This is a genomic window from Lapidilactobacillus wuchangensis, from assembly GCF_003946645.1.
GTDB lineage: Bacteria > Bacillota > Bacilli > Lactobacillales > Lactobacillaceae > Lapidilactobacillus > Lapidilactobacillus wuchangensis.
Window position 1 is genome coordinate 34,582 of record NZ_RHOU01000016.1, and the last position, 13,151, is coordinate 47,732.

Here is a 13,151-nt window from a genome sequence, read left to right on the forward strand (position 1 = left end):
AATGAAAAATGCGCAAGTTTTACTCGACAATTGGCCGTTATTATTACCACTACTCATTTTAGAATTAGGGTTAATGATTGCCGCGGTGATTCACGTGCTACGCCACCCACACTACCGTTTTGGCAACAAGGTCATGTGGTTGATCGTTGTGATCGTTTTTGAAATCATTGGCCCGGTTATTTACTTTGCGTTCGGCCGTGGTAAAAACGAATGAACATGCTAGAAATTAAGCATCTCGATAAAAGTTTTGGTAGCAAACAAGTGCTCCATGATCTTAACTTAGTCGTTCCTCAAGGTAGTATTTTCGGCTTTGTCGGTGAAAATGGCGCCGGTAAAACGACCACCATGCGACTAGTGCTAGGCTTGGAAAAAAGTGACCGCGGCCAAATTGAGATCAATCACGAACTAGTTCATTTTGGTCAAACACCGACTAATCGCTTTACTGGCTATTTACCCGATGTGCCCGCCTTTTACAATTATTTAACGCCGCGAGAATATCTCAAATTGTGTGCGCAGATCACTAAAATTCCGGCGCGCCAGCAAAGCTCACGCATCGACGAATTGTTATCATTGGTTGGTTTAGCCAATGTCAAGCAACGTATTAATGGCTTTTCCCGAGGTATGAAACAGCGACTAGGCATTGCCCAAGCCTTACTAAATCGGCCCCAATTGTTAATCTGCGATGAGCCAACTTCGGCGTTAGATCCTCAAGGGCGCCAAGAATTTCTCGAATTATTAGCCAGTTTACGCGGGCAAACGACAATTTTGTTCTCAACGCATATCCTGCCAGATGTTGAGCGTATCTGCGACCAAGTGGGCATTCTCCATGACGGGCAATTACGCGCCGTTGGTTCTTTAGCAACCTTGAAACAGCAATATGCGCAGCCATTACTGCAAATCACCATGGCAACTGCCCAGGAAGCAGCAACATTGGCCCAATGGCTCCAACAAAATCCAAGTTTGGCTAAAGACGCAATCACCACAGATGCTAGTGTGATTACAATTCCAGACGCCCAGGAAAACAACCAAACTTGGACCGCCGTCTTAGAAGCACTCACGCAACAAACCTTGATCCCGCTTAAAATCGAACAAGTCGCACCGTCGCTTGAACAAATCTTCCTGAAGGTGGTGCAACCAACATGATATTGATTCTGTTTAAAAAAGAGTTACGTGAAACTTGGCGAACTTGGAAACTGCCGATTATGTTAATTGTTTTCGTCATTTTTGGGATCATGAATCCCTTAATGGCTAAACTAACGCCAGAAATTCTAAAAATGAGTAATCTGGCCGGTAAATTAAGTCTGCCGGCGCCAACCTCACTTGATTCCTGGACCCAGTTTTACAAAAACATCAGTCAAATTGGCATTTATTTGTTTATGATGATTTTTGCTGGCATTGTTAATCATGAAGTCAGTCAACATACTCTGGTCAACTTGGTCACGAAAGGTTTGTCGCGTAACGCCGTTATATGGAGTAAATGGCTCATTTTATTAGGGCAGTGGCTCAGTCTGAACAGTCTTTCTTTTCTGGTGACATGGGGTTATACGGCGTTTTATTTTCCTGATAATCACTCACCACATCCAGTCTTAGCGTTCTTACCACTTTTAATATTAGGCTGCTTCATTGCTGGCGTTATTGTGTTTGCATCCACCATCACTCGCAGTAATTATCAGAGTTTACTGATTGAAATTTTTATGATGATCGTGCTCTATTTGATCAACCTTTTCAAACAGACTGTTCACTACAATCCTTTAAGCCTAATGAGTAAAAATCTCGATTTTCTCCAACGGCAAAATAGTGTTGCTGATTACTGGCCGGCAATGTTGATTACTGTTGGCCTGGGATTGCTGCTAACCTTCCTAGCTAGTCGAATTTTTGCCCACCAGCGTTTGTAACAGTAGTCTACTGGTCAGCAATCGTTGGGTCAGCGTTATAACGCTGATTATTTATTTTCAGAAGGTGAAGTTTTTGAGTTATGTTACCGACTTACGCGCCTTGATCGGCCATCAGCCTTTAATTCTAAATGGCAGTTGTGTCTTATTATTCAACGCCCAACAACAATTATTACTTCAACAGCGCGCCGAACCGCAAGCACGTTGGGGGCTTTTAGGTGGTTTAATGGAATTAGGCGAATCCACTCGCGATGTTGTTTTACGTGAGGTTCAGGAAGAAAGCGACTTAATTCTTGAGACGGATAAATTACAATTTATTAATACTTATTCAGGACCTGACCACCGTGCTGTTGCGCCTAATGGTGATATTTTCTACTCCGTTATTAGCGCCTATGCCTACCAGCCAGTCACTGAACAACCGCAGGTCAACGATCAGGAGTCACAACAATTTCAGTGGTATGCGCTGACCGATTTACCCACTAATTTAGTCGCTTCTCATCGGCAAATCATTCAAGACTATTGTGCGGCTCAGCAAATTGATCTTCATAAAAACTGAAGCAAATACACAAAAAGAATCACGGTAATCGCCATGTTGGCGGTATCGTGATTCTTTTTTATTTCAAGTTATTCACTCAGTTTATGGCCATTGGACACTGTTTGCTTCAAAGCCGGTGCGATCGGCGTCAGTAATTGCCCGAATCACGCGACATGGATTCCCTGCCGCAATCACATTGGCCGGTATATCATGCGTTACCACGCTGCCAGCACCAATAATTGTGTTGTCACCAATCGTAACGCCGGGTGTAACGCTGACATTGGCAGCTAACCAGCAGCGATTGCCGATTGTAATTGGTTTAGCAATACAACCACCAGCCCGCCGTTCAGTGGCATCAAATAAATGATTACTTGTATAAAGGCCTACTTTGGGCCCAAACAAAACGTTGTCACCAATAGTGACCGCGGCACCGTCAAGGATCACACAATCATAATTCGCATAGAAATTATCGCCAACAAAGATATTCCGACCAAATTCGCAGCGGAAATTGGGATTGATAAATGGTGCTTCACCGGCGGCACCAATTAAGCTTCTAAGTAAGATTTCCTTTTTATCTGGATCGTTTTCGCGATTCAAAGCATTGGTCTTTAAAGTTGCTTCGTCACGCAACTGGGTTAACTTAGGATCTAAATCATTGTATGGCTTACCAGTAGCCATGTAGGCAAATTTTTCAGTTAAATTCATAAACTCTCCACTTCCTAATCTTCTGAGGCTATTATAGGCGACAACTAATCAGGGGACCATGGAGAATCTTCGCCAAAACACCCGAAATTATTTACTTAATTCAGTTAGAAAATTAGTCAATCGTATTTGTAACTGATTGAAGAACCAGGCGGCATCATAACCATCAATCACGGCATGATGCGCCTGTAAGGCTACCGGCAGAAGTACCCGACCAGCGGACTTTTCAAATTGGCCGATGGTAACAATTGGCCGCAGATAATTAGGCTCATGAGCATTCTGCAAGCTAAACGCGGAAAAGTCAGTCCAAGGAATCATGGAAATATTGACAATATTAGTAGGTGCTACTCCCTGAGGAAACAGTTGCTGCGACTGACGATACTGTTCGACATCCGCCAAATAAGCGCTTTGAAATTGGCGATACGTTGCTGATAACGGCGTTACAACTCCAGAAAACAATTTCGTCGTTGGATTAAGAATGGTATATAACGGTTGTAGTTCTTCCCAATAACCGAATTCTCCCGCTTGATTATAATCAAGTCGGAAATTAACGCGGTCATTCATTGTTTGGGTAATTGTATAAATTAAAGCGGGATATAATTTAACCTGATCTGTTTTCATTATTTCCGTTAGGATCGTAATATCCAAGCGGCGCGTCAAGTTAAAAGTTGTCCCTAAATCCATAAAATGATTAAAAATCTCTTGTCGTGGCCAATTATCTAAATCAATTTGTTTAAATGCCATAATTTCCCCCAAATCATTTTTCCATAAAATTAGTTCGTGTCCAAATTTAATTATACCCGATTTCAGTTCGAACGTTTGTTTGCCTCGCAAATAACGGTATAATAAGAATAGCATCTTTGGAGGTGACAACTCATGGAACAAGGCTCACTTTTTACAGCAGATACAGCCAGTACCCCACTGGCTAATCGGGTCCGCCCGCAAACTTTATCCCAATTCGTTGGTCAACAGCAACTACTAGGTCCTGGCAAAATCCTACGCGACTTAATTGAACACGATCAAATACCCTCAATGATTTTCTGGGGACCACCAGGCGTGGGTAAAACAACTTTAGCGGAAATTATTGCGCGGCAAACGAAGGCCAGCTTTCTTAGCTTTAGTGCCGTTGATAGCAGCATTAGCAAGATCAAAAAAATTATGCGACAAGCTGAAGCCGACCGTGAAATTGGCAGCCGGACCATTGTTTTCGTTGATGAAATTCATCGTTTCAATAAAGCACAGCAAGATGCTTTCCTACCTTATGTAGAACAAGGCAGCATTACCTTAATTGGCGCGACCACGGAAAATCCTTCCTTTGAAGTGAATTCAGCGTTGTTATCGCGTTGCAAAGTTTTCGTGCTCAAGGCACTGACCACTGATGACATTGTTCAGTTATTGCAGCAGGCCTTGCAGGATCCGCAAGCTTTTCCTAAAGTCACCATCAAGATTGGTAATCAGGAAATTAAAGCAATTGCGAATTTTGCAAATGGTGATGCCCGAATGGCTTTGAACACTTTGGAAATGGCAGTCCTTAACGGCGACAAATCTGGCGAAACAATCACGATAACTCTGGATAATCTGCAACAGCTGATCAATCGTAAGTTCGTGTTATACGATAAAAACGGTGACGAACATTATAATATTATTTCGGCGTTACACAAGTCGATGCGCAACAGCGATGTGGACGCAGCGATTTATTGGTTGTCACGAATGATGGCTGGTGGCGAAGATCCATTATATATCGCGCGCCGCCTAGTTCGTTTTGCCAGCGAAGATATTGGCTTGGCTGATACAAATGCGCTTAATCTCTGCATCAATGTTTTCCAAGCCTGCCAATTCCTAGGCATGCCGGAATGCAACGTCCATCTCGTTGAAGCGGTCACTTATTTATCACTAGCGCCTAAATCCAACGCCATTTATCAAGCGACTACCGCGGCCGCCAAAGATGTCCAAGCAACCATCGACGAACCAGTACCGTTACAAATTCGTAACGCTCCAACCAAATTGATGAAAGAGCTCGATTACGGTAAAAATTACGAATACGCCCATGACACCAAAGACAAGTTAACCACAATGAAAACCATGCCAGATTCCTTAGCTGGGCACACTTACTACGAGCCAACTACCCAAGGCCACGAGGATCGGTTCAAGGCGCGACTTGAGCAGATCAAAGAATGGCATCGTGAACATGACTCAAAATAAGATGTTACCCCCAACACCACAAATAAATTCGTCAAACTGCATACCGAGCAGCCTGTTTTATCAGGTTGCTCGATATTTTTAGCTTACAGCAAAAAGCAATTTTCTAAATAAATTGGTTATTTCTGATAGTCAATGGCCAGTGGTTTTCTACGGACTCAAAACGACTGGCATCATCCTGATTTAATTGTCTTAAAACCGTTGCTAGCATTGCTTTTACTTAATCAACGTGACACAATTAAATTAACAATGGTATTTATTTTTAATTAACTCACTAACTTTTAACTGATATTGGGGATATTGGTTAATGCTTTAGAGTGAGTTAACTCTCATTGACGATCAGCGATTGTTAATGGGCTTAATTATTGATTGATGCGAGCTAGCGTTATTGGAGGGAAATTATGTTTTATTTGATACCTACTTGGTCTAACGACACTTTGGATCTTGGTTATGATGCGATTTTGAACCAGCTCCAAATGTTGATCAGCGAAGAAAAGCCAGTCACGTTATTAACGACTACTTTTTTACCCAACTTATCCCTGCAATTAAATCAATTTGGCTTATTGACGTGTCCTTACTGGCAAGCGCTAGATGAAATTCAAGGTATTCAGATCACAGTTGGCAAACCGCTGGCCCTCGAAGACCTCCCACTCAATCCTGATTGGGAGCGGGTTTACATGCCCGGTGGAGTTTCCTTATATGCTGGCGATCAACTAATGGCCACTGTTAAAATGTTTGCTAATTTAGTCGTCAGTCACGTCACTTATTATCACGACAATCAACCAACACAAATTAACAGCTATGATTCACGTGGTTTCTTAACTCGGCGAACCCAGATTGCCGATCATCAGACAACTGAGCTTTTTAATGCCTGGGGCGAAATTGTTTTAACAATTGATGACGTGCAAGGTGAGCAAGTTCAGATTGCCAAAGCAGCCCAATCACGATTTAGCAAAAGTACTTATCCAACTTTAGCCGCGGTTGTTGCTGAAGTGACGACTCAATTTTTAAATGATTGTGCACTGAACCAACCTGTTGCCTTGATTGCGCCGCTCAATCACGATATTCTGCCATTAACCACGCAACTACAAAAATCTTGGCCACTGCGTTATCTTTGGGACCGCGAGCCACTTCGTAATCTAGAACAATTCCCTCAAATCCTGCAAAATCCAATTCCAATGGCCCTGCCATCGCGACAGGCGGAACAACAATTAACGCTCTTTACGCAACAACGTCATGCGCCACTACCGCCAACAAAATTAATTTCCCCATTTGCTTCAAGCTTAGCCTTAGGCGATAGTAATAGTCTTGAGCAGCAGCTGATTTTCTGGCATGTTACTAATATGCCGGCAACGCGACTGCAAGAATTAACACGAACGATCATTCACGAAGTTTTAACCGCAACAGATGTTGGTTTAGTCGTCAACGTGACCAATGATCAACTCGTTCAAGCAACACAAACAGTTATTAATCAAGAAATCCAACAATTCTATGACATTGATTTAAACTCGCCGGACTACTTATGGGTGCAGCGTTATTTGCAAGCCCGCCAAGAACACAAACTCATGCAATCAATGGCTGAGGAAGCTAAAATTCGCAGTCAAGCTAAACAATGGCCAAAACTCATCAAGGTTGCTGGAGTCAGCGCTCGGATTCAAATTAACCGCAACACAACTATCGCCTTCTACAAAAAACAATTACAGCAAGCCCGAATCTTAGTCGATCTTGCTGCTGAGCCCAACGTTTATTTACAAGTTCAAGCCGTTAGTGCCGGTATCCCGCAAATTAACACAGCCGAATCGCAGTTTGTTGAACATCAAAAAAATGGTTACCTGATTACCCGTGACAGTCAACTCACAGCCGCACTTGATTATTTCCTGAAATCATTAAATCATTGGAATGAGGCGTTAGTCGCCAATGTTGATAAAATCCAACAATTCTCCAGTGAAGCCCTAGTTGAGCAAATGACCGCTGATTTACAAAAGGAGTCGCATTAATATGGCACGCTATACTGCAATTGTTCAACTAGGTGGCAGTCGTTTAGAATTTGATGACCACCTGAAGCAGATTTTTAAATTTATTTATTTACCACTTGCTGCCAAGGACGACGTTGAAAAAATGTTAGCCACGTTATTTGAAAACGGCCAGTTTCAAGGTCAATTCTCTGGAGCCGTTTATATTCTTGGGCGGCACTCTGAAGTTTTCCAAATGTCAGCATTACTCATGAAATTACCAGCAAATAATTTGATTTACGATCTTAATGAATCACTCTCAGCAGCTACAAGCTCACTATTACAGCGTAAGCAGGCAGTCGCCACCGATTTATCCTCCAACCACGAATTAACCGAACTAATCAATCAGACTTTCTTCGGGGCCCAATACGGCTTGCGCTTGGCCTTTGAAAATATTGAAATTACGCCACGTTTTGCTGGGCAAGCCAGTCAAACTGGCCGAGGCGAACTAACACTTAAGCCCAATACCACGCTAGCAAAACCAACACAAGCACTTAACTGGCGGATGACTTGGTCCCTAGGCGCTGATCTGACGATGGAATTTTGGCCAGAGTTCTCACTAAATGGTACCGGTCAGGTTCAGTTCAAACTATATTTAATTGACTCGCCTACAAATGCTGTTATTCAAACCTACAATTTATCTGCAGCTGACTTAGAGCGCCCTTTCCAATTCAAAACCGTCCAGAATTGTGTCTTCTATGTCACCGCACTCTTAACTGGTGAGGTCGAAGAATTTTCTGTTCGTGAACTGCATCTGCGTCAGGCCCGGCCTGGTCATGGTAATTATTTGGTTAACTCCCAAATGATTACCGACGAGCAGAACAAACGGGGCCAAATTGCTGTTTATTTTGATCCCGGTAATTTTAAACCACCGTTAAATGTTTACTTTAGTGGTTTTCGAACGGCTGAAGGTTTCGAAGGGGCTGGTATGATGAGCCACCTTTCTGATGGCAGCGTCCCTTATCTCCTCATCGCCGATGAACGGCTAGAAGGTGGGGCTTTTTATCTTGGTAGCCCAGCCTTTGAGGACCAAGTTGTTACTGCGATTCAGCATTATCTTGATCTACTCAACTTTTCCAATGACCAGCTGGTGCTATCTGGCCTATCAATGGGCACTACTGGCGCGCTCTACTACGCGGCCAGATTAAGTCCCGCTGCTGTTATTGTTGGTAAGCCACTAGTTAATTTAGGGTCAATTGCTCATCACGAGCGGCTTGAACGGCCGAACGGATTTCCAACCTCGTTAGATTTATTATTGCTTCATGAAGGTAATACCGATGAAGCCGCTCAAAAAAGGTTCAACGACCGCTTTTGGCAAATTTTCAAAGCCGGCGATTTTGCTAAGACCACTTTTGCAATCGCCTATATGAAACAAGATGATTATGATGCCACGGCATTTCCTGAGCTCTTCGCTTTTTTGAAAGCTAAATATCCCTTAATTAAAATTCTCTATCAAGGTTTAGAAGGTCGTCATAATGATAATACGCCAGGAATCGTTAAATGGTTTTTACGCCAATACGAGAATACCATGGCTAATACTTTCAACCGTAAGCAGGTGTAACGAATGAACGAGATAACGATTCTAACTTGGAGTCAGTATTTATTATTCGCTGAGAACCACGGCGCCAAAATCGAATACTTATCGAATGGTGTTAATTATTCCGCCCCACTATTACCACCTGGCACCAGTATTTATACTTGGCAATCCTTCAGTAACTTCCAGAATACACGGGCTAACGGCAGCCTACCATTGTTAAAATCAGGCCTTACTTATCAAATAGTTACCAATCTTGTAGCTCAACCAGCGGATTCCGTCTACTTGAAAATAACCACCTATAATGATGCTGGCTTAATTTTGCAGGAAATTCTCTTGGCACATACTGGTGGTACTTTCGAATATTCGGCACAGGCAAGTCGTTACCAAATTCAGCTGATTGCCACCACTAATCAACAGTTGCATTTTAATTATTTAGCTTTAGGTTTGGCTTCACAATTAGCCACGACTGAGCTACAAATAAGTCCCGACTTGTTAACAACTGGTCTGCTCACTGACCAGGCAACGATGGTTGATATTTATGTAGGCCGGCGCAATTCCGGTAGCTGGTCAATTCCCGTGACGTCGCAACACCAGCAATTATTCTTGCGGATTGAGGATCAGTACTATCAAGAGCCAGAGCAACAGGCCAACCAATTAATTAAACGCATCAATCAGTTTATGGCGGCTCACCCAAATCTAAAGGACCTACCGCTTAATATTAAGGCTATTGGCTATCCTTTAACCGAACTTGTGTCAATTTTAAAGACACAACTTAAGCCGCAAACACTTGATAACCACACTTTTTAAACAACTAAACGCAAAAAGGGACAGACAATTTAATAAATTGTCTGTCCCTTTTTTATGAATGGATCGCCATCAGTAAAAAATCCTGACTTGCTAGATTTTTAGAAATTATTATCGTCGTTCTAACTTTAAACGTTGGCTTTCTTGATAATAGTGTTGGTGCACTTCAGCTGCCTGTTGCCAGAAATCATTTTCCCACTGGTCATAAACCGCCAGATGTTGCCACGGAAGCGAATTACTTTGATACTCAATAAAGTGGCGTATTTTAACATGGCCTCGGGCAGCCTTGATTTCATTAGCAGCCTCAGAGTTATTGGCAGTTGCCCAGCGCAACCAGCTGTCATCCTTTTGGTAATTATACGCTAAGTCCAAATAAGTGATTTTCCCAGCAGCCACTCGATTAAGAATGGTTTGCGCAGGATAATGATATTGCCGCTGATTTATTTCAGAAATCAGCTTAGTCGCCGGACAAAACTGATTGAATTCGGGAACGTTAAATAATAGCATACCTGAATTGATATATTGCGCCATTGAATCAAACTTTGGTAAAACCTCAGCATCAGGTTGATTAGCCAAAATATAATAGTAAAAATCTGGCACCGCTGCCACCACGTCGAATGGCGAACAGAAGTCGAAGACTCGACTAACATCATCATAAATTAAAGTATCATTATCCAAATATAAAATTCGATCGTACTTAGAAAAAATTGCCGGTAAGAACAGGCGCCATAAATCAGTTCTGATCATCATTTGCTTTTGATAATTAGTAATTTGATTCATCAGTGGTGGCTGCGTCCACAAACTAATCTTGATTTGATCACGTTGATAACAACGCGGCAATGTTTGTAACAGTTGGCTATCGAAGTGACTAAGATGATCGGCCATTATCAAGACATCCAGGGGTTCCGACCGATGATAGTGCTTGATTAATGAAGCTAAAGAAACTGAAGCCAATTGAATATCGTTACTACCATTGACCGTATATGCCACAGCATTTTTGCTCAACGAGAGCGCCTCCTCTATTATCTGTTTAACCATAATTTTAGTATACCGTAATTTGACGAGAATAGTCGCCAATCAGCCAGCAATCGTCTGAATCAAAAAAAGAAGCCTTTGAGATCACTCTCAAAAGCCTCTTTTTCAGTTAGCTAATATTATCTTTAATACTAGTTTTTGTCATCATGACGCTTCCGCCGACTAATCCCAAACAATCCTAACATTGATAATAACGCGGCACCTACGCCGGCCAATGCTGAATTCTGTTGTTCACCAGTCTTTGGTAATAATGTTGATGACTGTGATTGTTCCTTATTAGTGCTAGTAGCTGCATTGCTGTAAACAATCTTAGCCGTATTGTTAGTCGTATTTCGACTACCAGTCTTCGGCAAGATAACTGTGCCAGCATTACCGCCATTAGTTGAAAGATGTTCCGTGGTTCCTTGGCCACTATTAGCATTACCAGTGTTATCAGTTGTTGCGGCCTTGACAGTTACTGTCACAGTCTTCGTGATAACTTGATTACTTGTTGGATCAGTTAATGTTAATGTCACCGTGTAAACACCCGGCTTATTCCAATCAACATTAGCAAAATCACTTGACGTAACCACTGATTTATCCAATGGCTGATGAGCTGCGTCAGAAACTGAATCAATAATATCACTCAATTTCTTCGTTTCACCAACAGTTGTCACAATATCATGAGCATTAATGACTGGTAAATGATTGGCATCATCAGTCTGCACAATTGTGACGGATCCTTCCATTGCCATTAAGGCAGCAATACTAGGAATCTCATCACCATTAGGCAAAGCACTTGCAACAGCAGCCCGTGCCATTCTTGACATTCTCATATTAGAACGAGTAATCATAGCTAGGATTGCCTCAGCCCCAGTTTCATTCAAATGATAAGTGTAAGTCCCGACTTTAGAATCATCGTTATCAACAATAATCCATTCTGGTTTAAGCGTAATTGTTGTGCCAGTCGTGCCATCAGTCCATTTTGGTGTAATGGCAACATTGCCAACATGTTGACTTGCCAACTGACCATCGTATTTAACGGTTGTATGGTTCAAATCAGCATAAACGTAAGGTATTACTGACTGACTTGCAGATTCGCTGCCACTATTTGAATTGGATTCAGATTGCATACTTGTCGATTCAGAATCTGAGATAGAGGTGCTTAATAATTCAGATGTTGACATCGATTCGGAATCAGAAACGCTTGTCGAAGTAGAGGTGCTAGCAGATTCGGATTCACTTACAGATCCAGGATTTAATAGCGAGTCGCTTAGCGATGTGCTTGTGGATTCAGAGTTGCTTAATGATTGAGAATCACTCATTGAAGTACTTACTGATTCAGAATCACTCAACGATGTACTTGTTGATTCAGAATCACTTAATGATTGAGAATCACTTAGTGATGTACTTACTGATTCAGAGTCACTCATTGATGTACTTGTTGATTCGGAATCACTTAATGATTGAGAATCACTCATTGAAATACTTGTTGATTCAGAATCACTTAATGATTGAGAATCACTCATTGAAGTACTTACTGATTCAGAATCACTTAATGATTGAGAATCACTCAATGATGTACTTGCTGATTCAGAGTCACTCAATGATGTACTTACTGATTCAGAATCACTTAATGATTGAGAATCACTCATTGATGTACTTGTTGATTCAGAGTCACTCAATGATGTGCTTGTTGATTCAGAATCACTTAATGATTGAGAATCACTCATTGATGTACTTACTGATTCAGAGTCACTCATTGATGTACTTGTTGATTCGGAATCACTTAGTGATGTGCTTGTTGATTCAGAATCACTTAATGATTGAGAATCACTCATTGATGTACTTGCTGATTCGGAATCGCTTAATGATGTACTTACTGATTCAGAATCACTCAACGATGTACTTGTTGATTCAGAATCACTTAATGATTGAGAATCACTCATTGATGTACTTGTTGATTCAGAGTCACTCAATGATGTACTTACTGATTCAGAATCACTTAGTGATGTGCTTGTGGATTCAGAGTCACTTAATGATGTACTTGCTGATTCAGAGTCGCTTAATGATTCGGAATCACTTAATGATGTACTTGCTGATTCAGAATCACTCAACGATGTACTTGTGGACTCGGAATCGCTTAATGAAGTACTTACTGATTCAGAATCACTCATTGATGTACTTGTTGATTCAGAATCACTTAATGATTGAGAATCACTCATTGATGTACTTGTTGATTCGGAATCACTTAATGATGTGCTTGTTGATTCAGAATCACTTAATGAAGTACTTGTTGATTCAGAATCGCTTAATGATGTACTTGCTGATTCAGAGTCACTCAATGATGTACTTACTGATTCAGAGTCACTCAATGATGTACTTACTGATTCAGAATCACTTAGTGATGTACTTGTTGATTCAGAATCGCTTAATGAAGTACTTGCTGATTCAGA

At 41.6% G+C, this 13,151-nt stretch carries 12 protein-coding genes; 8 read left to right on the forward strand and 4 right to left on the reverse strand.

The genetic code is table 11. The annotated features are described in order from the left end of the window. The first annotated feature begins 1 nt into the window (after nt 1). The 4 genes from EKM82_RS10180 to EKM82_RS10195 all read left to right on the forward strand — a co-directional run bounded on the left by EKM82_RS10180 (nt 2) and on the right by EKM82_RS10195 (nt 2,448). Nucleotides 2–214, forward strand: coding sequence for a PLD nuclease N-terminal domain-containing protein (locus tag EKM82_RS10180; protein ID WP_125768946.1), 213 nt, complete (start codon nt 2–4; stop codon nt 212–214). Then, complete coding sequence (locus EKM82_RS10185; protein ID WP_125768949.1) at nt 211–1,143, forward strand: ABC transporter ATP-binding protein; 933 nt, start codon at nt 211–213, stop codon at nt 1,141–1,143. Before EKM82_RS10180 ends, EKM82_RS10185 begins: the two co-directional genes overlap by 4 nt. Continuing rightward, entirely contained in the window at nt 1,140–1,895 is a 756-nt protein-coding gene (locus tag EKM82_RS10190; RefSeq protein WP_125768952.1) for an ABC transporter permease, read from the forward strand. Before EKM82_RS10185 ends, EKM82_RS10190 begins: the two co-directional genes overlap by 4 nt. Before the next feature lie 73 nt (nt 1,896–1,968). Beyond that, nucleotides 1,969–2,448: an NUDIX domain-containing protein gene (locus EKM82_RS10195; RefSeq protein WP_164508239.1), complete on the forward strand. Its 480-nt coding sequence runs from the start codon at nt 1,969–1,971 to the stop codon at nt 2,446–2,448. Nucleotides 2,449–2,529: 81 nt separating this feature from the next. Here EKM82_RS10195 and EKM82_RS10200 read toward each other — a convergent pair whose 3' ends face one another. Both EKM82_RS10200 and EKM82_RS10205 read right to left on the reverse strand, forming a co-directional pair. Continuing rightward, complete coding sequence (locus EKM82_RS10200; protein WP_125768958.1) at nt 2,530–3,132, reverse strand: sugar O-acetyltransferase; 603 nt, start codon at nt 3,130–3,132, stop codon at nt 2,530–2,532. Nucleotides 3,133–3,219: 87 nt separating this feature from the next. Further along, nucleotides 3,220–3,873, reverse strand: a complete 654-nt coding sequence (locus EKM82_RS10205; protein ID WP_164508240.1) for a CatA-like O-acetyltransferase — start codon at nt 3,871–3,873, stop codon at nt 3,220–3,222. A 132-nt stretch (nt 3,874–4,005) separates the two neighbouring features. Between EKM82_RS10205 and EKM82_RS10210 the strand changes: the two genes are divergently transcribed. The 4 genes from EKM82_RS10210 (at nt 4,006) to asp3 (ending at nt 9,684) form a co-directional block, all read left to right on the forward strand. Beyond that, nucleotides 4,006–5,331 (forward strand): replication-associated recombination protein A, encoded by a 1,326-nt coding sequence (locus EKM82_RS10210; protein ID WP_125768964.1) that lies wholly within the window; start codon nt 4,006–4,008, stop codon nt 5,329–5,331. 398 nt (nt 5,332–5,729) lie between these two features. Continuing rightward, nucleotides 5,730–7,325, forward strand: coding sequence for an accessory Sec system protein Asp1 (gene asp1 / locus EKM82_RS10215; protein ID WP_125768967.1), 1,596 nt, complete (start codon nt 5,730–5,732; stop codon nt 7,323–7,325). Nucleotide 7,326: 1 nt separating this feature from the next. Next, complete coding sequence (gene asp2 / locus EKM82_RS10220) at nt 7,327–8,901, forward strand: accessory Sec system protein Asp2 (protein ID WP_125768970.1); 1,575 nt, start codon at nt 7,327–7,329, stop codon at nt 8,899–8,901. Between the two features lie 3 nt (nt 8,902–8,904). Further along, complete coding sequence (gene asp3 / locus EKM82_RS10225) at nt 8,905–9,684, forward strand: accessory Sec system protein Asp3 (protein WP_125768973.1); 780 nt, start codon at nt 8,905–8,907, stop codon at nt 9,682–9,684. A 108-nt stretch (nt 9,685–9,792) separates the two neighbouring features. Here asp3 and EKM82_RS10230 read toward each other — a convergent pair whose 3' ends face one another. Next, nucleotides 9,793–10,686, reverse strand: coding sequence for a glycosyltransferase (locus tag EKM82_RS10230; protein WP_164508241.1), 894 nt, complete (start codon nt 10,684–10,686; stop codon nt 9,793–9,795). 161 nt (nt 10,687–10,847) lie between these two features. Then, nucleotides 10,848–13,151: LPXTG cell wall anchor domain-containing protein (locus EKM82_RS11905; RefSeq protein WP_164508242.1), on the reverse strand; the 2,304-nt coding region annotated here is incomplete at its 5' end.